We start from the raw sequence: 23,150 nt of genomic DNA, 5'->3' as shown, positions 1-23,150 counted from the left end.
TCATGGACCTTATTCTCGCCCTGTCGAAAGGCCGGATCTTTGAAGACACGATGCCGCTGCTGGAAGCAGCAGGCATCAAGGTCCTCGAAAATCCGGAAACCTCCCGCAAGCTGATCCTGCCTACCTCGGACCCTGGCATTCGCGTACTGATCGTGCGCGCATCCGATGTGCCGACTTATGTGCAGCATGGCGCGGCGGACTTCGGCGTGGCGGGTAAGGACGTGTTGCTGGAGCACGGCGGCGAAGGCCTGTACCAGCCGGTCGACCTGCATATTGCAAAGTGCCGCATGTCGGTGGCGACGCGTGCCGGCTTCGATTACGTGACCGCGGTGCGCCAGGGCGCGCGCCTGCGCGTGGCGACCAAGTTCACCTCGATCGCGCGCGAGCACTTCGGCAAGAAGGGCGTGCACGTCGACCTGATCAAGCTGTATGGCTCGATGGAGCTGGCGCCGCTGGTTGGCCTGTCCGACGCGATCGTCGACGTGGTCTCCACCGGCAGCACGCTGCGCGCCAACAACCTGGTGGAAGTGGAAGAGATCATGGACATCTCGTCGCGCCTCGTTGTCAACCAGGCCGCCCTGAAAATGAAGCGCGCCCGCCTGCAACCGATTATCGAAGCATTTGAACGCGCCTCGCTGGCGAAGGCGTAATGGTCATGATCCGCAAACTCGACTCCACCCAAGACGACTTCCAGGAAACGCTCGACGCGTTGCTGGCCTTTGAAGCAGAAACCGATGACGCCATCGAAGGCGCGGTAGCAAAGATCATCGCCGACGTGCGCGCGCGCGGCGATGAAGCGGTGCTGGAATACACCAACCGCTTCGACCGCACCAAGGCGGCGTCGATGGCCGACTTCGACATCACCCAGCCGGAGTTGGATGCCGCGCTGACCGCGCTGCCTGGCGCGCAGCGCGCTGCCCTGCAAACCGCCGCCGACCGCATTCGCGCCTTCCACGAGCGCCAGAGGCAGGAACTGCAAGGCTTCACCTACACCGAAGCCGACGGCACCATCCTCGGCCAGCGCATTACGCCGCTGGACCGCGTGGGCATCTACGTCCCCGGTGGCAAGGCAGCCTATCCGTCGTCGGTGCTGATGAACGCCGTGCCGGCGAAAGTGGCTGGCGTCGAAGAGATCATCATGGTCGTGCCGACCCCGGATGGCGTGAAGAACCAGATGGTGCTGGCTGCCGCCGCCATCGCCGGCGTGACCCGCGTGATCGGCATCGGCGGCGCGCAAGCCGTGGCTGCGCTGGCGCACGGCACGGAAACCATCCAGCCGGTTGACAAGATCGTCGGCCCGGGCAATGCCTACGTGGCATCGGCCAAGCGCCGCGTGTTCGGTACCGTCGGCATCGACATGATCGCCGGCCCGTCCGAGATCCTGGTGATCTGCGACGGCACCACCGATCCTGACTGGGTCGCGATGGACCTGTTCTCGCAGGCAGAACACGATGAACTGGCGCAAGCGATTCTGCTGTGCCCTGACGCGGAATACATCGCGAAGGTCGAGGCCAGCATCGCCAAGCTGCTGCCGGCCATGCCGCGCAAGGCCGTCATCGAAACTTCCCTGCGCGATCGCGGCGCGCTGGTGAAAGTGCGCGACATGGCGGAAGCCTGCGCCATCGCCAACAGCATCGCCGCCGAACACCTGGAGATCTCGGCCGAGAACCCGCAGCAGTGGGCCGACCAGATCCGCCACGCAGGCGCCATGTTCCTCGGCCGCTTCTCGTCCGAATCGCTGGGCGACTATTGCTGCGGCCCGAACCACGTGCTGCCGACTTCGCGCACTGCGCGCTTCTCGTCGCCGCTCGGCGTCTACGATTTCCAGAAGCGTTCGTCGGTGATACACGTCAGTGAAGCGGGCGCGCAAACGCTGGGCAAGATCGCTGCGGAACTGGCTTACGGCGAAGGCTTGCAGGCCCACGCCCGCAGCGCGGAGCTGCGCCTGAAATGACCGACTGGAAGAACCAGGTCTACTGTGAGGACGCGCTGGCCGGATTGGCCCGCGTGCCGGATGGTTCCGTTGACCTGATCCTGACCGATCCACCCTACAACCTGGGCAAGGATTACGGCAACACTTCCGACCAGCAGTCGATGGAAGACTACCTGGCCTGGACGGAAGCGTGGATCGACGCCGCCCTGCCCAAGCTGAAGCCGAACGGAAGCCTGTACATCTTCCTGACCTGGCGTTATTCGCCGGAGATTTTCGTCATGCTAAAAAAGCGCATGACGATGATGAATGAGATTATCTGGGACCGCCGCGTGCCTTCCATGGGCGGCAGTACCCGCAGTTTTTCGTCGGTGCACGACACCATTGGTTTCTTTGTGCGCCGCAAGGATTATTACTTTGACCTCGACGCCGTGCGTATCCCGTACGACGCCGAAACCAAGAAAGCCCGTTCTCGTTCGATCTTCGTCGGCGCGAAATGGCTGGAAGTGGGCTACAACCCCAAGGACCTGTGGAGCGTATCGCGCTTGCACCGGGAGCATGCGGAAAGGGTCGACCACCCGACGCAAAAGCCTTTGGAAATCATCGAACGCATGGTCAAGGCCAGCTGCCCGCCGGATGGCGTGGTGATGGATTTGTTCATGGGCAGCGGGACCACCGCTGTTGCCGCGCGTCGCTGCGGCCGTGATTTCGTTGGCTTTGAATTGAATCCCGAGTATTGCGACATAGCTCGGAAGCGCCTTGAAGCGCTTGCCGAAACCGGTAAACCGATGTCTGACCCGCAGGGTCAGACACCTCCGCCACGCAGAGGGCGCAAGGCAAAGCAATCGCCGGCGCTTAGCGAGGTTTTAGAACAGGAGTAATGCAGAATGTCCCTCGACAGCCTTATCGCCAATACGATCCGCCAGGATGTGCGTTCCGACCACATCTACCATGTGCCGGATGCCAGCGGATTTATCAAGCTGGATGCGATGGAGAATCCTTATGTGCTGCCGAGCCACCTGCATCATGAGCTGGCCAACCGCATCGCCAGCGTCGCGCTGAACCGCTACCCGGTCGCCAGCTACGAAACCATCAAGCAGCGTATTCGCGCCAGGCTGGGCGTGCCAGCGGGCTATGACGTCATGCTGGGCAATGGCTCGGACGAGCTGATCGCCATCATGGCCCAGGCCTGCGCCTTGCAGCCTGCCGAGGGCAAGCGCGCCGTGATGATGGCGCCTGCGCCGTCCTTTGTCATGTTCCAGCGCTCGGCCATGGTGGCCGGCATGGACTTCGTCGGCGTGCCGCTGAAGGCCGACCTGACACTCGACCTGCCGGCCATGCTGGCGGCGATCGCGCAGCACCAGCCGGCCCTGGTCTTCCTGGCCTATCCGAACAACCCGACCGGCAATCTGTTCGACACCGGCGCTATCGAGCAAGTCATCAAGGCGCTGGGCGACAAGGGCCTGTGCGTGGTCGATGAAGCGTACGAGCCTTTTGCGCAACAGAGCTTCATGGGCCGCCTGCCTGAATTCCCCAACCTGATCGTCATGCGCACGCTGTCGAAACTTGGCCTGGCGGGCATCCGCCTCGGCTATATGTCCTGCGCGCCAGCCCTGCTGGAACAATTCGACAAGATCCGCCCACCCTACAACGTCAACGTCCTGACCCAGGCCGCCGCCGAATTCTGCCTCGACCACCTCGAGGTGCTGAACGAACAGGCCGCCCTGCTGCGCCAACAGCGCAGCGAGCTGTCCGAGGCACTGGCGAAATTGCCGGGTGTCAACGTTTTCCCCTCGGCGGCAAACTTTATCCTCATTCGTGTACCGAATGCCGACCAGGCGCATGCCAAACTGCTCGAGCGCAAGGTTTTGATCAAAAATGTGGGTAGAATGCATAATGTACTGGCCAACTGCCTGCGCATCACGGTCAGTACGCCCGAGGAAAACGCAATCATGCTGGACGGCCTGAAAGCCGCCCTGGCGTCCTGAAGCGAAACCCAAGAGCTTTTCATGAACCGCACCGCAGAAATCACTCGCAACACCAGCGAGACCCAGGTCCGCGTTGCCATCAATCTCGATGGCACCGGCGTCCAGAAGCTGAACACGGGCGTGCCTTTCCTCGACCATATGCTGGACCAGATCGCCCGCCACGGGCTGATCGACCTCGATATCGAAGCCACCGGCGACACCCACATCGACAACCACCACACAGTGGAAGACGTGGGCATCACGCTCGGCATGGCAGTTGCCAAGGCGATTGGCGACAAGAAGGGCATCCGCCGCTACGGCCACGCGTATGTGCCGCTGGACGAAGCGCTGTCGCGCGTGGTCATCGATTTTTCCGGCCGCCCGGGCATCGAGTATCACATTCCATTCACCCGCGCGATGATCGGCGCGTTCGATGTCGACCTGACGCTGGAATTCTTCCGCGGCTTCGTCAACCATGCGGGCGTCACGCTGCACATCGACAACCTGCGCGGCACCAATGCACACCACCAGTGCGAAACCGTGTTCAAGGCTTTCGGCCGCGCCCTGCGCATGGCCAGCGAACTTGATCCGCGCGCTGCCGGCGCCATCCCGTCCACCAAAGGAAGCCTGTAACGACAACTACGGCTGACTGACATGAAAAAAATCGTAGTAGTCGATTACGGCATGGGCAACCTGCGCTCCGTAGCGCAGGCATTGCGCGCCGTCGCACCCGAAGCCGAAGTACTGATTTCCGGCGAGCCCGCCGCCATTGATGCCGCCGACCGCATCGTGCTGCCCGGCCAGGGCGCCATGCGCGACTGCATGCGCAGCCTGAATGAATCCGGCGTGAAAGATGCGCTGCTGCGCGCTGCCGCGTCGAAGCCGATGATGGGCGTGTGCGTGGGCGAGCAGATGCTGTTTGACATGAGCGAAGAAGGCGGCAATACCCCGGGCCTGGGCCTGTTGCCCGGCAAGGTGGTGCGCTTCCAGCTCGACGGCATGCTGCAGGAAGACGGTTCGCGCTTCAAGGTGCCGCAGATGGGCTGGAACCAGGTGCGCCAGCGCGCGCCGCACGCGATGTGGGACGGTATTCCCGACAACGCGTGGTTCTATTTCGTGCACAGCTACTTCGCGCAACCCGCCCAGGCGCAGCACAGCGCGGCGGAAACCGTGTACGGCCAGCCGTTCTGCTGCGCCGTCGCCCGCGACAATATTTTTGCCACACAGTTCCACCCTGAAAAGAGTGCCGCCACCGGCCTGCAACTGTACAAAAATTTCATCCACTGGAATCCTTAACCTCAAGAACAACATCATGCTGCTCATTCCTGCTATCGACCTCAAGGATGGTCACTGCGTTCGCCTGAAACAGGGCGATATGGAACTTGCAACCGTCTTTTCCGACGACCCGGGCAAGATGGCCCGCCATTGGCTCGAGCAAGGCGCGCGCCGCCTGCACCTGGTGGACCTGAACGGCGCCTTTGCCGGCAAGCCAAAGAACGAAGGTGCGGTGAAATCGATCATCCAGGCCGTGCAAGACTATGCCGAGGAGTTTGACCTGCCTGAAATCCCGGTGCAACTGGGCGGCGGCATCCGCGACCTCGACACCATCGAGCGCTACCTCGACGACGGTATCAGCTACATCATCATCGGCACGGCCGCCGTGAAGAGCCCGGGCTTCCTGCAGGATGCCTGCGGCGCCTTCCCCGGCCACATCATCGTCGGCCTGGACGCCAAGGACGGCAAGGTGGCGACCGATGGCTGGAGCAAGCTGTCCGGCCACGAAGTAATCGACCTGGCGCAGAAATTCGAAGGCTACGGTGTTGAATCGATCATCTACACCGACATCGGCCGCGACGGCATGATGGGCGGCGTGAACATCGAAGCCACCGTGCGCCTGGCGCAGGCGGTGCGCATCCCGATCATCGCCTCCGGCGGCCTGCACAACCTGGCCGACGTGGAAGCCCTGTGCGCTGTGCAGGACGAAGGCGTCGAAGGCGTGATCTGCGGCCGTTCGATCTATGAAGGCACGCTGGACCTGGCTTCGGCGCAGGAACGTGCCGACGAACTTTCAGAGTAAAGAATATGCTGGCTAAACGCATCATCCCCTGCCTCGACGTGACCGATGGCCGCGTCGTGAAAGGGGTCAACTTCACCGAGCTGCGCGACGCCGGCGATCCGGTGGAAATCGCACGCCGATACGACGAGCAGGGTGCGGACGAACTGACCTTCCTCGACATTACTGCTTCGAGCGACAACCGCGACTTGATCCTGCACATCATCGAAGCCGTGGCCTCGCAAGTCTTCATCCCCCTGACGGTGGGTGGCGGCGTGCGCAAGGTCGAAGATGTGCGCCGCCTGCTGAACGCCGGCGCGGACAAGGTGAGCATGAACACCTCCGCCGTGACCAATCCGCAGCTGGTGTACGAGGCTTCGCAAAAGCACGGCAGCCAGTGTATCGTGGTGGCGATCGACGCCAAGAACGTCGCTCCCGGCAAGTGGGAAGTGTTCACCCACGGCGGCCGCAACGCGACCGGCCTGGATGCCGTGGAATGGGCGCGCAAGATGGCCGAGCTGGGCGCCGGTGAACTGCTGCTGACCAGCATGGATCGCGACGGCACCAAGTCCGGCTTTGACCTGGGCCTGACGCGCGCCGTGAGCGATGCGGTCAGCATCCCGGTGATCGCCTCCGGCGGCGTAGGCGGCCTGCAAGACCTGGCCGACGGCGTCAAGCTGGGCCACGCCGATGCGGTGCTGGCGGCGAGCATCTTCCACTACGGCCAGCACACCGTACAGGAAGCCAAGCAATTCATGGCGGCGCAGGGGATTCCCATGCGCCTTTCTTAAACTTCGGGGAACACACAATGGCTACCGCAATTGCAGCTAATGTCGCCAAAGCCAAATGGCTGAACAAGGTGAAGTGGGACGAACATGGCCTGGTGCCTGTCATCGCACAGGAAGCCGGCAGCAACGATGTGCTGATGTTCGCGTGGATGAACCGGGATGCGCTCTACAAGACTGTTGAGCTGGGCGAGGCCGTCTACTGGAGCCGCTCGCGCAAGAAGCTGTGGCACAAGGGCGAAGAGTCCGGCCACGTGCAGAAAGTGCTGGAAATCCGCCTTGATTGCGACGAAGACGTGGTGCTGCTGAAGATCGAACAGGAAGGCGATATCGCCTGCCACACCGGCCGCCACTCCTGCTTCTTCAACAAGTTCGAGAATGGCGACTGGCAGAACACCGAGCCGGTCTTGAAAGATCCTGAAGAGATTTACGCGGAAGCTAAGAAATGAGCAATGTACTGGACCGCGTGGCGGCCACCATCGAATCGCGCAAGGGCGGCGACCCGTCGTCCTCCTACGTCGCCAAGCTGTTTTCCAAAGGCGACGATGCGATCCTGAAAAAGATCGGCGAGGAAGCCACCGAGACCGTGATGGCGGCAAAAGACGCCCGCGTCAGCGGCGATGCTTCGAAAGTGCTGTACGAATGCGCCGACCTGTGGTTCCATTCGCTGGTGCTGCTGGCGCAATTCGATTTGTCGCCGCAGCAGGTACTCGATGAGCTGGCGCGCCGCGAAGGCCTGTCCGGCCTGGAAGAAAAAGCATCCCGTAAGGAATAAAAGTGGAAAATTGCTTGTTCTGCAAGATTGCAGCGAAACAGATCCCGTCGACCGTGGTGCACGAAGACGACGACTTGATGGTGTTTAAGGACATCCACCCGGCCGCGCCGGTACACTTGCTGATCATCCCGAAACAGCACTTGTCGACCCTGTCTGACTGCAAGCCGGAGCACGCGCCCCTGCTGGGCAAGATGCTGGCGCTGGTGCCGCAACTGGCTGAGCAGCATGATATTGCCGTTGCCTACGAGGCAGATGGCACGCCGACACGCGGCTACAAGACCCTGATCAACAGCGGTCCCGATGGCGGCCAGGAGGTGTACCACCTGCATATGCACCTGTACGGCGGCCCGCGTCCATGGCGCGGCATGCGGACTTGAGATTATGACAAGCACATGACAGGGTGCGCTTCGCGTATACTGTCCCAACGAATGATTTTTTTAGGGGTTTTGTAATGGGTTCTTTTAGCATTTGGCACTGGCTGATCGTTCTGGTGATTGTCATGCTGGTCTTCGGCACCAAGAAACTGGGCAATATCGGCTCCGACCTGGGCAAGGCCGTCAAGGGCTTCAAGGATGGCGTCAAGGGCGCGGATGAAGAGAAGCCGGCACAGCCAGCTCCTCCGGCAGCGCAGGTGACCGACAAGGGCACCATCGAAGTCGAAGCCAAGGAAAAGAATAAGCAGTAACCAGCAATGATCGACCTCGGTCTTACCAAAATCGCCGTCATCGGGGTAGTGGCCCTGGTCGTCATCGGTCCTGAAAAGCTGCCCAAGGTGGCGCGCATGGCCGGGACGCTGTACGGCCGCGCCCAGCGTTACCTGAACGACGTCAAATCCGAAGTCTCCCGTGAAATGGAGCTGGACGAGCTGAAGAACCTGCGCAAGCAGGCCGAAGAAGCCGCCAGCACCTTCAAGGACGAGATGGAAAACTCCATCGGCAAGGATATGCGGGAAGTGGAGGCGGCGTTTCGCAATGAAGACCCGGTCACGACGCCTTCGCTGGACCTGTACACCCCGACCAGCGAAGACATGGCGCGCAAGGCCAAGGATTTCCGCCGCAAGCGCGTGGTGCGCAGTTCTGCCGTGCCGTTGTGGTACAAGCAGCAGGCCGGCGTCCGCACCCACGTCATCTCCGGCGCGGCGCGCATGAAGCGCCACCGCCCCGGCAGCCGCAAGAACGCATCGTTTTTCTAAATGAGTCAACAAGAACCCGTCGAAGAGACCTTCATCAGCCATCTGGTTGAGCTGCGCGATCGCCTGGTCAAGGCCAGCATCGGCATCGTGGTGATGACGGCGCTGATCGGCTTCGGTATCGGCCCCTCCAAGATCTATGACTTGATCGCCGCGCCGATGATTGCCGCCATGCCGGTGGGCTCGAAAATGATCGCCACCAGCGTGATCTCGCCCTTCCTGGTGCCGATGAAGGTGACGCTGCTGTTCGGCTTCATCCTGTCGCTGCCGTGGGTGCTGTACCAGATGTGGGCTTTCGTTGCCCCCGGCCTGTACGCGCATGAAAAGAAGCTGGTCGCGCCGCTGGTGATTGCCTCCTCCGCCCTGTTCATGGCGGGTGTGGCGTTCTGTTATTTCCTGGTGTTCGGCAAGGTGTTCGCCTTCATCAACCAGGTGTCGCCGACTTCGATTGCGGTGATGCCGGATATCGAGAACTACCTCGACTTCGTGATGTCAATGTGCCTGGCTTTCGGCTGCGCTTTCGAAGTGCCGGTGGTGGTGGTGGTGCTGGTGCGCATGGGCCTGGTGTCCGTCGCCAAGCTGAGGGAATGGCGCGGCTATGTGATCGTGGCGGCCTTCGTGATCGCAGCGATCGTGACCCCGCCGGATATCGTCAGCCAGTTCTCGCTGGCTATCCCGATGTGGCTGCTGTTTGAAATTGGCGTGATCCTGTCGCCGATGTTCGTCAAGGCGACCACTGCACCGGAAGAAAAAGCGGACTAAGGATCAGAAGAAGATCTTTACCGTATTTGCGCTGACGAGTATCAGGGTAATGATATTCAAGACCCAGAGCGGCCGCATCTTCTTCGTCAGCCGCAACTCAAGTTCAGCAAGCAAAGTACGCATTTCTGCACGTGATATGGCTAGATCTGCATCATTCGCCACCGGTTGACTCAGCGCAAGTTTCAAAGCGTCGGCGTGCGCCTCGGCATGCTCACGCAGCACGCCAGCATCAACCAGTGTTTTAACGAATTGAGCTGTATCAAACTGGATCGGCATGGTCATGGCCACTCCCTCGATTCATGTTAGCAGAATCATCCCGCGGCGTGCGCGGGGCATGGGAGCAGCCTAGACTGATTACTGCATCAGCTCTTTGATCACGCGCACAGGTGCGCTGCCGTAGCTCAGGAAGTCTTCGTGGAAGTCTTTCAGCGAGAACTTGCTGCCCAGGGCGGCGCGGCGCTGCTCGCGCAATTCCATGATTTCCGAGTAGCCCGAGAAATAGCTAGTGAGCTGCACCGAGGTGAGCTGCGCGCGGCGCCATTTCTCTTTCGCTTCGGCGGCAGTCTGGAAGGCCTGGCGGGTCAGCAGGTCGATCGCCTCCGGCTCCGTCATGCCCTGCACGTGCACGCTGTAATCGAGGATGGTGTTGGTCACGCTGCGCAGGTTCCACTTCGAGTACATCAGCCACATTTCAGGCTCGTTGTTGCCGTAGCCCGATTCCAGCATCATGCGTTCGCTGTACACCGCCCAGCCTTCCACCATGGCGCCGTTGCCGAAGATCGACTTCACGATCGACGGCGATTTGTTGGCATACACCAGCTGCGCATAGTGACCAGGGATCGCCTCGTGCATGTTCAGGATCTGCAGGATCCAGTGGTTGTATTCGCGCAGCGTGGATTCGGCCTGTTCCGGCGTGGCGTCGTCCAGAGGCGTCACGTTGTAGTAGGTGCGGTCCTGCGGGCGGTAAGGGCCTGGAGCTTCGATGCTGGCGCCGGCCACGCCGCGCTGGTAGGCCGGCGTCTCGCGCACCACCAGCGGCTTGTTCGGATCGAGCGTCAGCAGGTCGTTCTTGACCACCCAGTCCTGCAGCACAGGAATCTGACGGCGGATCTCGGGGAAGAATTCTTCGCGCGCCACGTGCCTGGACGACAGCGTGTCGATCATCATGCCGATCTTCGCGAAGCGGTCGGACGGCTTGGCCTTGTCCGCCAGGTATTTCGGCCACAGGTCGTCCGAAATGCGGTCCATGTTCGACAGCAGTTGTTCGCGGGCCGCCAGCGCCTTCTGGTAAGTCTGTTCGGCATTGCTGCCGGACTGGATGTCGTAGCCGAACTTCGCTTCGTACATCTCCTTGCCGATGCGGAAGGAGCGCGCGCCGCTGACAGCCAGCGACTTGTCCAGCTCACCGAGCCAGGCTGCATAAGCCTCCACGGCTACCTTGGCGGCGGCGATACGCTGCGCGTACAGGTTCTTTTCGTTGGCATTGAGGATCGAGTCCTGTGCCTGCTTGTCCAGGTCGGCCAGCACGGCCAGCACGCCAGGCGCCTGGTCGATGGCCAGCTTCACGTGCTCGCGCGTTGGGTTCTTGATGTTGTTGCGTGCGGCTTCGTAATACGCCGGTACGCTGGCGATGCGGCGCAGCAGGGTGCGCAGGCGCTGCGGCCGTGCGGCATATTCGGTGTTCAGCACGAAGTCGATCGGGCTGGCGATGTTGTAGAGCGCGGGGTTCCATTCCCACTCGCGGAAAGTCGTCAGGTACCAGCGGTCCGAATTCAGCTTGTTCTGCAGCAGGCCAAGGTCGCTGCGCTGTTTCGGCGAGAGCTGCCTGGCGTCGATCTTGCCGAATTTATCCAGCCATTCGTCAATGAAGGCGAGTTGCTGGTCGCGGAAAGCCTGGTCGGGGACGCTTAGCTGCGCAGCAGTGTCGTACTTGCCGACGGAGATCGCAGTCTCCGGATCGATGCGCCACAGCGCGCCCAGGAACTGGTTGGCCTGGCTGTCGAAAGCCTTGTCCTGGCGGCGTTCAGCCGGCAGCGGCTTGCTGGCGACGGCCGGTTTGGCCTTATCCGCCCTGGATTTGCTGGCGGACTTGCCGCCGGACTTGCTGCCCTTGCTTGACCTGGACGACGATTTGCTCGTTTTGCCCTTGCTGCCGCCGGACTTCTTGCTGACGGCGGTTTTCGCCGGTGCATTGGATTTCTTGGCCTTCGTCGCAGCGTCGGCTGGCGACAGGGCCAGGCTCAACATCATCGCGGCGAGGGCGATTTTGGTCTTCATCATAATTCAACCTCTTGCTAGTGCAGCGTGGGAGATTATCACAAGCTGAGTGCCGTCCGCGCCTTGTCGGGGGCCATGCTTGCGGCTTCCGCGGCTGCATCGGGCGGGAGCCATTGTGGAAAAGGGATCTCCTCGTTGACATGCTTGCCGGTGGCGGTATGCACCTGCCGTACCCGCGCCAGCGCGTCGGCAGGCAGTTCGCCCGCCAACGTCGCCAGGGCGGGCCACAGGCGGCGGTGTACCAGCGTCAGTTTTCCCGCCAGCAGGCGGCAGACCAGAACGTCGTCGTGCTCCTGCACTTCGCTGAGCACCGCGAAAATGCGCTTGCCTTCAGGATGGCCCCACCAGCTCCCCTTGATCGGGGCGCCAGCGATGGCTTCGGTCAACGTTGGCACGTTGCCGCGCGCCGAGGCCAGCACGACACCGTGGTGTTCGACAAAGGCCAGGGCTTGTTGCACGTTCATTCGGCGGCCTGCTTCAATGCGCGCAGCAGCAGTGGCTTCAGGCAGTTGCGCTGCGCTTCGTCCTTGCTTTCGCTGATGTTGATGTAAAGCGGCTGCAGGAAGCCGTTCAGGTTGTGCTTGCGGGCCAGCCTGGCCTGCTGCGTGCCGCTGGATGCCGGTGCCGCGGCCAGGCGCGCAAACCAGGCGTCCCAGTCGCTGCATTGCAGCGATTTGGCGCGCGACAGGTAGAAGATGGGAGCCATCAGGCGTTCGCCTTCGCCATAGTGATAGAAATGCTCGCCTGGCGGCGCAACCTGGCTGGCGATGGCTGCCAGCATTTGCTCATGCTCGGCACGGGTCAAAGCTGGATTGAGCGAGAGCTGCAGCATGATGTCGGCGGCATGGGCAACGCCGTGGCGCCAGCCTTGCTTTTCGTCGAAACCGCGGTAGTCGTTCACGCCGCGCAGGTATTCCGTCGCGGCGCGCACCAGTTGCGCGCGCTGGTCGGTGGAGAGGTAAGGCTTGATGCGGTCCACCCGCGCCACGTCGGCCAGCACCAGGGCGGCGAAAGGGCGCGCGAAACCTTGCGGATCCGGCGCCTGCAGTTGCGCGGCCAGGCGGGTGCGCAGCTCCTGCACTGTGGCGGTATCGAGCTTGTCGGCGCGCATCCAGGCTTGCAGCGCTTCGAAGGCCAGTCCATCGCGCTCGACGGGATCGGGCGACGACAGGCAGGAGAGCGCTTGCAGTGCCAGCGCCTGGCGCTGGGCGTCGTCGGCGACGTGCCAGTTTGCGGCTTTCGCTTCGCGCAGCCCGGCGGCCGGACAGTTGGCGGTGGCGGCGGAACCGGAAACCGGCGCCCCGACCAGGCAGATTGCGGCCAGCGCAGCGGTCGTCGCGAGCTGGCGCGCCTTGGCGCATGCGGCGATGGATGTCAGTTGCATAGCATCTCCTGTCAGAAGCGGCGCAAGCTCTCGTGCAACATCGCAAGCATGTCCTCCGCCGTCATGCGAGCGGCGGTGTCGCTGCCATCGAGCAGGCTGTCGGCCAGTTCGCGCTTGTGGCCGTGCAGCTCGACGATGCCTTCCTCGATTGTATTGCGTGCCACCAGGCGGTAGATGGTGACCGGTCGCGGTTGCCCCATGCGGTGAGCGCGGTCGGAAGCCTGGTCTTCCACGGCGGGATTCCACCACGGGTCCATGTGGATCACGTAGTCGGCTGCCGTCAGGTTGATGCCGACGCCGCCGGCCTTGAGGCTGATCAGGAACACGTCGCCTTCGCCGGCCTGGAAGGCGTCTACCGACTGCTTGCGGGCCGCCATCGGCGTGCTGCCGTCGAGGTACTGGTACTGAATGCCGTTGCGGTCGAGATGGGCGCGGATCAGGGACAGGTGATCGACGAACTGGCTGAATACCAGCACCTTGTGGCGGTTCTCCAGCAATCCTTCCAGCAGGCGCGCGAAGGCTGCCAGCTTGCTCGACTCGAGGCGCAGCGAAGGCGCCACGAGGTTCGGGTTGCAGCAGGCACGGCGCAGTTTCATGATCTCCGCCAGGATCTGCATCGACTTCCGGTCCGCGGGACCTTCGATGGAGGCGAGGTTTTCCAGCGCCTCGCGGCGCAGCGACTCGTACAGCGCGGTTTCTTCCGGCGACAGGTCGACTTCCAGCACGATCTCGGTGCGGGCCGGCAGTTCGGTCAGCACTTGCGCCTTGGTCCGGCGCAGCACGAAAGGCCCGATCAGGCGGCGCAGGCGATTGCGCGCGCCGACTTCCGCCCGGTGGTCCTGCTGGCGCTCGATCGGGCCGGCAAAGCGCAGGTTGAACTGTTCGTGGCTGCCCAGCAGGCCAGGATTGATGAAGCGGAACAGGTTCCACAGCTCGCCCAGGTGGTTTTCCAGCGGGGTGCCGGTAGCCACCATCTTGAAGTCGCCTTTCAGCGCCATGACGGCCTGCGAACGCTTGGTGGCGGCATTCTTGATGTTCTGTGCCTCGTCCAGCACGATGGTGTGCCACTTCGGCTTGGTGAACCGTTCCGACTCCAGTTGCAGCAGGCCGTAGCTGGCGATCACCAGGTCGAACGGCCCGGCATTGGTGACGATATCGTCGCGGTCGCCGGTCGCATACATCTTCACATTCAGTGTCGGCGCAAAGCGTGCCGCTTCACTGGCCCAGTTCAGGCAGACCGAGGTCGGTGCCACCACCAGCGTCGGTCCCTGCGGCGCGCGCAGCAGCACCAGGGCCAGCGACTGCAAGGTCTTGCCCAGGCCCATATCGTCGGCCAGGCAGGCGCCGACGCCCCAATGCGCAAGGCGCGCCAGCCATTCGAAGCCAGCCAACTGGTAGTCGCGCAACTCCGCCTGCAGGGTGCTTGGCAGTTGCGGCGTGTAGCTGGCACTGGCCTCGATGCGCTGCAGGTGTTCGCGCCACATCGCATCTGCTTCCACCATGCCGACATCGTTGGCAAGTTCTTCCAGCACGAAGGCGGCCAGGCGGTGCACTTTCATGCCGGCGTCGTCGTCTTCGCCATAGGCGGCCAGTTCGGACAGGCGGCGGTGCAGTTCTTCCGAAAGAGCGAGGAACTCCTTGTCGCCCAGCGCGATGAAGCGGCTCTTGCTGGCCCGGATCATGTCCAGCAGCGAGCGCAGGTCCAGCACGCGGTCTTCGTCGACCACCAACTGGCCGCTGGCGGCGAACCAGTCCTTCTTGCTCTTGATGTTCAGGCGCAGCTGCTTGGTGTATACGGGCTTGGTAAGGCGGAAGGTTTCGCCCTCCGGCCACGCCAGCACCACCTTGTCGGCGCCCTGCTCCTGCAACTCGGCCAGCAGCTGCAGGCAGAGCGCGGGCTCTCCCAGCAGCCATTCGCCATGCTCCTCGGTGGCCTGTTCCAGCACTTCGCACTTGAGCACCAGCTGGCGCTCCGCATCGCGTTCGCCCGCCAGGCTGCGGCGCGCCTGCATCGAGCGGCCATTGACGTCGGCGATCACGTTTTCGGCGCCGGCGCCCGGCGCGTAATACGGCCCCGCATCGCGCAGTGGACGCACCTGGATCTGCATCTTCAGGCCTTGCTGGTAAGGCAGCAGGTGGATGTGCAGGCGCGAGTCGGCATCGCACTGCTCGACACTGGCCGCGCCGCCGCCGATATCGGATTGCACGGTCACCATCGACGACACGGCGCCGATGGCCTTCAGCACCTGGTCCTTGGCATGCTCCGGCACTGTCAGGCCGTCACCGACAATGGCCGCGATGCGGCGATGCTCGTCCTGCACGCTGACCACGCGCAAGCGATTCGGCGCCTCGCGCAGCACGATCACATTGGCGTTCAGGTTTTCAATGGCAGGGTGCATTGCGAGGTGCAGCTGGCCTTTCTGAGTACGGATCAGCAATTCGGGTGCGCCGGCCAGCAGTTCGACGCGGGTATCCGGCGCGTCCATCCAGAACACCAGCGGGTGGCCGACCAGTGCCAATACCGCCTGGTCGATATCGATGTCGTAGCGCAGGCCGGACGAATAGGCCTGGCGCGATGGCAAGATGGCGCTGCCGACCCGCATGTCCTGCGGCGTCAGGAATTCCATCTGCGCTGCGTCGTCGCGCAGGCGCTTGAGCGCGACCGGGCGCGCCTTGCCCCAGGCGCCGCGCACGTCGCGTTTCTGCTCGCGCGGTTCAATTTCCGCGATGCCCTGGCGCTCGCCGTAACTGATTGCCCAGACCAGGCGCATTTCGCCGCCGGTCTCGGTGCCGCCCTGCTGCAGGTTGATCAGGGCTGCCAGTTGGCGTTGCCACGCTTCCTGGCGTTCGAACCAGGCGGCCATGTCGTCAAAGCCACGCTGCTCGCGCAAGGCCGCTGCGCGTCCCGCGGCCGCATCGTCGCCCAGGTGGCCAAGCAAGCTCTCTGCGCCTGCTGCCAGCAGCATGAAGCCCGCCGCCTCGGCAGCTTGCGACAGGTCCTGCAACTCGGCGCGGCGCTGCTTCAGTTGTGGCAGCGCGAGCCAGTAATACAGCATGCATTGGAACATCTGCGCCTGCAGCGGCGCTTCCCAGGCGCGCTGGGTGACCAGGTCGGCCTGCATGGTGCCGGCGCGGATCTGGCGCAGCATGCTCAGTTGCTGGTAGACGGCGCTGTCGGCGTTATGCTGGGCGTGCACGGCGACGTCGAGGTAGCTCTCCGCCGATTTCAGGTGTTTGGCGTCGCCGCTGCGCAGCAGGGCCAGCACGTACAGGTGGCCGGCGATCCCCTGGAACAGGTGTTTGCGCTTGCCGGATTCACGGCGGATCGATTTCAGCGCGGCTTCAAAGCCGTTGATCGCGCCGGCCACATCGCCGCGCAGCAGCATCACAGCGCTCGAGAAGCACTGCGCCAGTGCGCCGTCCATCCCTTCCAGGAAGCGCATGGCGTCGGCCAGCTTGCCGCACAGGATGGCGTGTTCCGCCATCGCCAGCCGCAACGCGGGGCTGGCTTCCTGTTCGGCGGCTTGGCGGCGCTGCAGGTGGCGTTCCGCATAGCCGCGCACCAGCGGCGCCAGGGCGGGTTCGCGCTGGGTGTGCTGGACCAGCAGCATCAGCACATCGTCCTGCAAGGCCGGATGCACCAGCAACAGCATCCCGGCTTCGAAAGGGCGCGAGAAGATGTCGACAATCGGATGCAGTTGCGCCGCTTCGTAGCACACCATGCAGGCGGACAGCAGCGGCAGCACATCCTGCGGCGGGCGCCCGCGCAGCATCGCCATGCGCAGGCGCGCCACGCCGTGGCGGTAGCTGCGCGGCTCGTAGGCGCCATTCCAGTTCTGGCGCATGGGATTGAGCGTCTCGTAAGCCTTGCAGATATCGTCCAGCAGGTGGGCGCCGATGGCGGCGCGAATGGCCGGCCAGCGCAGGCGGGCGTTGCAGACATAGCCGCGCCCCATCACCGCGGTGGTGAAGGCCAGGCGTTCCAGCTTGAGCAGCGGATCGTCCAGTGTCAGGGTGGTGAAGGGCTGGTCGTTCACATCGCGGATGCCGGCCGCCACCATGAGGTCCAGGATGGCGGTGCGGCCGATCGGGTCGCCCACCAGTGCCAGCAAGGCGAGAACGGCTTTTTCAGGCTGTTCGAGGGCCTCGAATTCCGCCAGCAGGGTGTCGCTCATCCGGTCAAGCCAAACATGCGTTGGTAGAAGTCCAGCTCCGCCTGCAGCGTGCGCACGATGGTGTCCGCTTTGCGGAAGCCGTGGCCCTCGCCTTCGAGTTCCACATATTCGACTGGAATGCCGCGCTGGCGCAGCGCGTTGACCATGGCTTCCGACTGCGGCGGCGGCACCACCTTGTCGTCCAGCCCCTGGAAGAAGATCATCGGGCGCGACAGGCGACCGGTATGGTTGATCGGGGAGCGCTCGGCGTACACCGCCTTGGCCTGTTCCTTCGGCGCGATCAGGTATTCGTTGTAGTGCGATTCGAATTTGTGCGAATCGTCATCCAGCCCTTTCAGGTCGGATACGCCATAGTAGCTGGCGCCCAGCTTGAATACATCGTGGAAGGTCAGCGCACACAAGGTCGTCAGGCCGCCCGCGCTGCTGCCGCGGATGATCAGGCGTTCGCCATCCGCCAAGCCCTGCGCCACCAGGTGGCGTGCGCCGGCGATGCAGTCCTCGACGTCGACAATGCCCCACTGCCCCTTCAGCGCATCGCGGAAGGCGCGGCCAAAGCCCGTGCTGCCGCCGTAGTTCACGTCCAGGACGCCGAAACCGCGGCTGGTCCAGAATTGCGTTTTCAGGCTCAGGGTGCTGGCTGCCATGCCGGTCGGGCCGCCGTGGCTGATGACGATGACCGGCGGCTTCTCGCCTTGCGGCGCGTGCACGTCCTGGTTGGCCGGCGGATAGAAGAAGGCGTAAGCGGTGCGGGCGCCGGCGCTCGGGTAGCTGATGCTTTCGGGGACGGACAGGTAGCCCAGCGCCGGCAGTCCGGCGATCGAGCGTTCCAGCACTTCGCGCGCGCCGCTTGCCAGGTCGATGCGGGCGATCTCGCTGGCGATGGTCGGGCTGCCTGCCAGCACGACCACATAGCCGTCGCCCACGCGCAGTTCGCGGATCTCCTGGTACGGCGTGGCGATGGGGGCCAGCACCGTGCTGCCAGCGTGCAGGCATGCCAGCTTGCTGACGCCGTGCTCGATATAGCTGCACACGATGTCGCCGTTCGCCCCAAAGCCGTACAGCGAATTGCCGAAGGTCCAGTGCGGCGTCGCAAACTCCGCCGCCATCGGGCACAGCGCTTCGACTGCGCTGGCCGTGCCGCCCGCGCCTTCGCGCAGGCAGTACAGGTTCCACCAACCGCTGCGGTCCGAGACGAAGTGCAGCACGCCGGCAGGCGACCATTCCGGCTGGCAGACCGATTCCTGGGGCCCGCCGGCCACGCGCGAAGGCGTGCCGAGACGACCATCGGCCTCCACATCCGCTACCCAAAGCTCGGTGCCCTGCCACGGCATGCGCGGATGGTCCCACGACAGCCACGCCAGGCGACGGCCATCCGGCGACAGCCTGGGCGAAGAATAGAAGTCATTGCCCATGACGAGTACGCGCTCGCCGCCATCAAAGCCAACTGCGCAGATAGTATTCACCGGTTGCGCATGCGAGCCATCATCCTCAGGATGCTGCTCGCGCACTGCGATCAGGCGCGCGTGCGCTTGGTCAAACACGAAATCGGCAAAGCGCTGGCGGCCGGGCGAGGTGAACGCTTCCGCGGCGCCGCCTGGCGCGAGCCGGTACAGCCGGTTGTCGGCATGGTGCGAGAACACCACCACGCCGCCCGCCACGGCATAAGCGCCGCCGCCATATTCATGAACGCGATTGCGCACGTTGAACGGCATTGGGGTGATTTCGGCGGCGCCGGCAGCGCCCTGGCGGCGCATCATGGTGGTGCGCCCCGCTTCGGACGCGCGGCCAGCCAGCCAGTAGATGTCCTCCCCGTCCAGGACGACCGAAGACAGCGGCGTAGCGCCCGCAGCGACCATTTCGGCGCTGATCGGCGATGGCCAGGTGCCAAAAGGCGCGGTGGAAGTGGAAGTCATGGGCGCTCCAAACGCGTAAAAACAGGGCAGGGATGCGATAATACCCCCTTTCTATCCGCTTTAGATTGTCTTTCATGCCACAATTTGCCCCGCTGAAGAACGACACCTTCCTGCGTGCGCTGCTGCGCCAGCCGACCGAGTACACCCCGGTGTGGCTGATGCGCCAGGCAGGCCGCTACCTGCCTGAATACCGCGCGACGCGCCAGAAGGCGGGCTCCTTCATGGGACTGGCGACCAATCCGGACCTGGCGACCGAAGTCACCTTGCAGCCGATCGACCGCTATCCGCTCGATGCGGCAATCCTGTTCTCCGACATCCTGACGGTGCCGGACGCCATGGGCCTGGGCCTGTACTTCGTGGAAGGCGAGGGCCCGAAGTTCGAGCGTCCGCTGAAGACCGAGGAAGACGTCAAGGCGCTGCAACTGCCGCCAGCGGGCTCGCTGGACTATGTATTCAAGGCAGTCACCCAGATCCGCACCGAGTTGAATGGCCGCGTGCCGCTGATCGGCTTCTCGGGCAGCCCATGGACACTGGCCTGCTATATGGTGGAAGGCCAGGGCTCGCGCGAATTCCACACCATCAAGAAGATGATGTACTCGCGCCCGGACCTGATGCACCACATCCTGGACGTCAACGCCCGCGCAGTCGCCGAATACCTGAACGCCCAGATCGACGCCGGCGCCCAGGCCGTGATGATCTTCGACTCGTGGGGTGGTGCGCTGGCCGATGGCGCCTACCAGCAGTTCTCCCTGCAATACATGCAGCAGGTCGTGAGCCTGCTGAAGCGCGAAAAAGATGGCGTGAAGATCCCCGCCATCGTGTTCACCAAGGGTGGCGGCCACTGGGCCGAGGAGATCGCCGCTATCGGCGCCGACGCCATGGGGCTGGACTGGACCGCCAACATCGGAAAGGTTCGCGAGCTGGTGGGGCACAAGATGGCCCTCCAGGGCAATATCGATCCGGCCATCCTGTTCGCCAACCCGGAGCAGATCGCGGCCGAAGTGCGCCGCGTGCTCGATTCCTATGGACCGCATGACAGCGGCCACGTCTTCAACCTGGGCCACGGCATTTCCCAGTTCACCCCGCCGGAGTCGGTGACGGTGCTGGTGGATACTGTCCACAGCCATAGCCGCAAGCTGCGTGGCGGCTGATCGCTGTAGTCCCGGTTCAAAGGGCGCTACGGCGCCCTTTTTTATTTCGTGCAGAAGCGACTTATACACAAAAATTTTTACTGCGGAAATAAGAGGCAGTAGCAAATGCCCTCCTCTCAGCGCATTCGCAAGTGATTGATTTTTAAAGGCTTATTTTTTACTGCTTTAGGCAATGTTTCGGCTTTTGTAAACCTTATCCCAAGGTGAAAGCGAGCTTGTTGGGTCATTCTCCACAAAGTTATCCACAAAAACTGTGGAAAAAAGTCAAAAGTACTTTGTAAACCGGCACTTAGTAGGAATTTGTAGGAATTGTCTTAGCGTCATGTTGCATTGCATGATATTTCGCCAAGACTTTCGGTGGCGAAAACGCTTGCGGAAACACAAACCTTGCGGTGCCTGCCTGTGTACAATGCTTGGCTTGATGTTGTGGCGCACCAGGCACGTTTTCCGCTAAAAAAGCTGTAAAAACTGCTTGATTTCGGGGAAAAGCTGCTCCTTAAATGGTGCACTTATACACAGAGCGCGGAAAAATATGCGCTTTCTGGCTCTCCTAGGGCGTCTGCTGTAAGTGATTGAAATATAAGGCAAAAAATCGGCGTCATTTGCCGGGTTTCCCCGGATTGCAAGCTGGAGGTTAGTGCTTGCTCAGGATTCCCGCCCCTTTGTTCACAAAGTTATCCCCAGATTCTGTGGATAGTTGAAAAACCCTCGATCGATAGCCCTGGATGGCGCACTGCATTCTCCGAATTGCCCTGGATACGCCGCTGAACGCGGTCTTTGATTACCGCTGGGATTGCGAAATATCAGAGCGGCCGCGTGTAGGACAATTGGCAATGGTGCCATTCGGCCCGCGTGAGGTCGTCGGCCTCATTGTGGATATCCTTGAAGAAACGGATGTCCCCGAGGAAAAGCTGAAAGCTGCGCTGGCCGTGCGCACGCAGTTGGCGCCCCTGTCGCCGCAATGGCTGGCGCTGGCCGGCTTTGCCGCTGAGTATTACCAGCGCCCGCTCGGCGAAGTGGCCTTGCCCGGCCTGCCCAAGAACCTGCGCGTGAGCAGCACTGTCGCGCTGGACCGCGCCATCAAGAAACTGGCCAAGCTGGAAGAACCGCACGATCCGGCGCCAGCCAACGTGCCCGCGCTGAATGCAGGCCAGCAGGCGGCGGCGGCTGCCATCGTCGGCGCCCAGGGTTTTGCGCCCTTCCTGCTGTATGGCGTGACAGGCAGCGGCAAGACCGAGGTCTACCTGCAAGCCTGTGCACAGGTGCTGGCGCGCGAGCCGCAGGGCCAGGTGCTGGTGCTGGTCCCCGAGATCAACCTGACGCCGCAACTGGAAACCAATATCCGCAACCGTTTTCCGGGCGTGATGCTGTCCACCCTGCACAGCCGCTTGTCGGAGGGCGAGCGCATGCTGCACTGGCTGGCGGCGCACGAAGGCAAGGCGCGCATCGTGCTGGGCACGCGCCTGTCCATCCTCGCTTCGATGCCGAACCTGAAGATGATCGTGATCGACGAGGAGCACGATCCGTCGTACAAGCAGCAGGAAGGCTTGCGCTATTCGGCGCGCGACCTTGCCGTATGGCGCGCGCACCAGTTGCAGATTCCCGTCGTGATGGGTTCCGCGACGCCGTCGCTGGAGAGCTGGCACCATGCCCTGAAGGGCCGCTACCGCAAGCTGGAATTGCGCGAACGCGCGGTGCAGCAGGCGGTGCTGCCTTCCGTGAAGCTGATCGATACCTCGCGCCGGCGCGGGCAGGAAGGGTTGACCGAGCAGCTGGTCGACGCGATCAGGCTGCGCATGGAGCGCGGCGAACAGTCCTTGCTGTTCCTGAACCGGCGCGGATATTCGCCGGTGATTACCTGCGAATCGTGCGGCTGGGTCAGCGAGTGCAAACGCTGCACGGCGTCGATGGTGCTGCACAAATCGGATTACCGCCTGCGCTGCCATCACTGCAGCCTGGAGATGCGCATCCCGCGCCATTGTCCGACCTGCGGCAATATCGACTTGCAGCCGCTGGGACGCGGCACGCAGCGCATCGAGGAGAGCCTGCAGCAGCTGTTCCCGCAGGCGCGGGTGCTGCGCATCGATGCCGACAGTACGCGGCGCAAGGGCAGTGCGCAGGAAGCTTTCGACAGCGTGCACCGGCAGGAGGTGGATATCCTCGTCGGCACGCAGATGGTCGCCAAGGGGCACGACTTCAAGAACCTGACGCTGGTAGGGATCATGAATCCCGACAGCTCGCTGTTTTCGCAGGACTATCGCGCCAGCGAGCGGCTGTTTGCGCAGCTGATGCAGGTGGCGGGACGAGCGGGACGCCAGGGCGGCAGCGAAAGCGAGGTGCTGGTGCAGACCAGCTATCCGGAGCACCCGCTATTCTCGGCGCTGGTGGCGCATGACTACGACTACTTCGCCAACTCGCTGCTTGGCGAGCGTGAAGTGGCCGGTTTGCCGCCATACCTGTACCAGGCCATCCTGCGGGCGGAGGCGCGTGAGCTTGAGCTGGCGCTGGAATTCCTGCGTGGTGCGCGCGACCTGGTGCAGCATGGGGGAATCACGATCAACGACCCGATTCCGATGAGCATGGCGCGCGTGCACAATATGGAGCGCGCGCAGTTGCTGGTGGAGTCGCCGTCGCGCCCTGCGCTGCAGGCATTCCTGAAAGAGTGGATGCAGGCGCTGCGCGAGCAGAAGACGCGCGTCAAATGGTCGCTCGAGGTTGACCCGGTCGATATTTAAACCGGTAAACCAGGGTCAGACCCAAAGGGTCTGACCCTGTCAGCGCTAAGGCCT

At 62.9% G+C, this 23,150-nt stretch carries 22 protein-coding genes; 16 read left to right on the top strand and 6 right to left on the bottom strand.

All coding sequences use genetic code 11. The features are described from left to right. Nucleotides 1-2 precede the first annotated feature (2 nt). The 14 genes from hisG to tatC all read left to right on the top strand — a co-directional run bounded on the left by hisG (nt 3) and on the right by tatC (nt 9,461). Nucleotides 3-650 carry an ATP phosphoribosyltransferase gene (hisG, locus tag ACN9M3_RS00795; protein ID WP_426319956.1) on the top strand — a complete coding sequence of 216 codons (648 nt, stop codon included), beginning with the start codon at nt 3-5 and terminating at the stop codon, nt 648-650. Next, nucleotides 650-1,954 carry a histidinol dehydrogenase gene (gene hisD / locus ACN9M3_RS00790; RefSeq protein WP_426319954.1) on the top strand — a complete coding sequence of 435 codons (1,305 nt, stop codon included), beginning with the start codon at nt 650-652 and terminating at the stop codon, nt 1,952-1,954. Before hisG ends, hisD begins: the two co-directional genes overlap by 1 nt. Beyond that, on the top strand, nt 1,951-2,811 hold the full coding sequence (locus ACN9M3_RS00785) for a DNA-methyltransferase (RefSeq protein WP_426166617.1): 861 nt from the start codon (nt 1,951-1,953) through the stop codon (nt 2,809-2,811). Before hisD ends, ACN9M3_RS00785 begins: the two co-directional genes overlap by 4 nt. Nucleotides 2,812-2,817: 6 nt before the next feature. Further along, nucleotides 2,818-3,918, top strand: coding sequence for a histidinol-phosphate transaminase (gene hisC / locus ACN9M3_RS00780; protein ID WP_426319952.1), 1,101 nt, complete (start codon nt 2,818-2,820; stop codon nt 3,916-3,918). 21 nt (nt 3,919-3,939) lie between these two features. Continuing rightward, on the top strand, nt 3,940-4,530 hold the full coding sequence (gene hisB, locus ACN9M3_RS00775; protein WP_426166615.1) for an imidazoleglycerol-phosphate dehydratase HisB: 591 nt from the start codon (nt 3,940-3,942) through the stop codon (nt 4,528-4,530). 21 nt (nt 4,531-4,551) lie between these two features. Then, on the top strand, nt 4,552-5,193 hold the full coding sequence (gene hisH / locus ACN9M3_RS00770; protein ID WP_426166614.1) for an imidazole glycerol phosphate synthase subunit HisH: 642 nt from the start codon (nt 4,552-4,554) through the stop codon (nt 5,191-5,193). 16 nt (nt 5,194-5,209) lie between these two features. Next, nucleotides 5,210-5,974: a 1-(5-phosphoribosyl)-5-[(5-phosphoribosylamino)methylideneamino]imidazole-4-carboxamide isomerase gene (hisA, locus tag ACN9M3_RS00765; RefSeq protein ID WP_426166613.1), complete on the top strand. Its 765-nt coding sequence runs from the start codon at nt 5,210-5,212 to the stop codon at nt 5,972-5,974. Between the two features lie 5 nt (nt 5,975-5,979). Next, entirely contained in the window at nt 5,980-6,741 is a 762-nt protein-coding gene (gene hisF / locus ACN9M3_RS00760) for an imidazole glycerol phosphate synthase subunit HisF (protein WP_426166612.1), read from the top strand. A gap of 17 nt (nt 6,742-6,758) precedes the next feature. Further along, entirely contained in the window at nt 6,759-7,184 is a 426-nt protein-coding gene (hisI, locus tag ACN9M3_RS00755) for a phosphoribosyl-AMP cyclohydrolase (protein WP_426166611.1), read from the top strand. Next, nucleotides 7,181-7,510: a phosphoribosyl-ATP diphosphatase gene (locus ACN9M3_RS00750; protein WP_057265682.1), complete on the top strand. Its 330-nt coding sequence runs from the start codon at nt 7,181-7,183 to the stop codon at nt 7,508-7,510. Before hisI ends, ACN9M3_RS00750 begins: the two co-directional genes overlap by 4 nt. 2 nt (nt 7,511-7,512) lie before the next feature. Beyond that, a complete protein-coding gene (locus ACN9M3_RS00745) occupies nt 7,513-7,887 on the top strand; it encodes a histidine triad nucleotide-binding protein (RefSeq protein ID WP_130316485.1) in 375 nt (124 codons plus the stop codon). A gap of 74 nt (nt 7,888-7,961) precedes the next feature. Beyond that, on the top strand, nt 7,962-8,195 hold the full coding sequence (gene tatA / locus ACN9M3_RS00740; RefSeq protein ID WP_426166610.1) for a Sec-independent protein translocase subunit TatA: 234 nt from the start codon (nt 7,962-7,964) through the stop codon (nt 8,193-8,195). 6 nt (nt 8,196-8,201) lie between these two features. Next, the gene (gene tatB / locus ACN9M3_RS00735; RefSeq protein WP_426166609.1) at nt 8,202-8,702 is read left to right on the top strand and encodes a Sec-independent protein translocase protein TatB; all 501 of its coding nucleotides are present in this window, start codon (nt 8,202-8,204) and stop codon (nt 8,700-8,702) included. Beyond that, nucleotides 8,703-9,461 carry a twin-arginine translocase subunit TatC gene (gene tatC, locus ACN9M3_RS00730; protein WP_426166608.1) on the top strand — a complete coding sequence of 253 codons (759 nt, stop codon included), beginning with the start codon at nt 8,703-8,705 and terminating at the stop codon, nt 9,459-9,461. 3 nt (nt 9,462-9,464) lie between these two features. Here tatC and ACN9M3_RS00725 read toward each other — a convergent pair whose 3' ends face one another. The 6 genes from ACN9M3_RS00725 to ACN9M3_RS00700 form a co-directional block, all read right to left on the bottom strand. After that, nucleotides 9,465-9,743, bottom strand: a complete 279-nt coding sequence (locus ACN9M3_RS00725; protein WP_426166606.1) for a hypothetical protein — start codon at nt 9,741-9,743, stop codon at nt 9,465-9,467. Nucleotides 9,744-9,815: 72 nt separating this feature from the next. After that, nucleotides 9,816-11,741 (bottom strand): DUF885 domain-containing protein, encoded by a 1,926-nt coding sequence (locus ACN9M3_RS00720; RefSeq protein ID WP_426319946.1) that lies wholly within the window; start codon nt 11,739-11,741, stop codon nt 9,816-9,818. Between the two features lie 35 nt (nt 11,742-11,776). After that, the gene (locus ACN9M3_RS00715; RefSeq protein WP_426319944.1) at nt 11,777-12,202 is read right to left on the bottom strand and encodes a hypothetical protein; all 426 of its coding nucleotides are present in this window, start codon (nt 12,200-12,202) and stop codon (nt 11,777-11,779) included. Continuing rightward, the gene (locus ACN9M3_RS00710; RefSeq protein ID WP_426319942.1) at nt 12,199-13,122 is read right to left on the bottom strand and encodes a DUF2785 domain-containing protein; all 924 of its coding nucleotides are present in this window, start codon (nt 13,120-13,122) and stop codon (nt 12,199-12,201) included. The genes ACN9M3_RS00715 and ACN9M3_RS00710 overlap by 4 nt, the downstream gene beginning before the upstream one ends. Before the next feature lie 11 nt (nt 13,123-13,133). Then, nucleotides 13,134-17,297, bottom strand: coding sequence for an SNF2-related protein (locus ACN9M3_RS00705; protein ID WP_426319940.1), 4,164 nt, complete (start codon nt 17,295-17,297; stop codon nt 13,134-13,136). Further along, entirely contained in the window at nt 17,294-19,210 is a 1,917-nt protein-coding gene (locus tag ACN9M3_RS00700; protein WP_426319938.1) for a prolyl oligopeptidase family serine peptidase, read from the bottom strand. The genes ACN9M3_RS00705 and ACN9M3_RS00700 overlap by 4 nt, the downstream gene beginning before the upstream one ends. 74 nt (nt 19,211-19,284) lie before the next feature. Between ACN9M3_RS00700 and hemE the strand changes: the two genes are divergently transcribed. Further along, on the top strand, nt 19,285-20,361 hold the full coding sequence (hemE, locus tag ACN9M3_RS00695; protein WP_426166595.1) for a uroporphyrinogen decarboxylase: 1,077 nt from the start codon (nt 19,285-19,287) through the stop codon (nt 20,359-20,361). A gap of 725 nt (nt 20,362-21,086) precedes the next feature. Beyond that, nucleotides 21,087-23,096 (top strand): primosomal protein N', encoded by a 2,010-nt coding sequence (locus ACN9M3_RS00690; protein ID WP_426319936.1) that lies wholly within the window; start codon nt 21,087-21,089, stop codon nt 23,094-23,096. The last annotated feature ends 54 nt before the right edge of the window (nt 23,097-23,150 follow it).

The sequence above is a fragment of the Pseudoduganella sp. R-43 genome (assembly GCF_049913255.1).
GTDB lineage: Bacteria > Pseudomonadota > Gammaproteobacteria > Burkholderiales > Burkholderiaceae_D > Rugamonas.
Note: the sequence above shows the minus strand (reverse complement) of the source record. Positions and strands in the feature narration are given on the sequence as shown.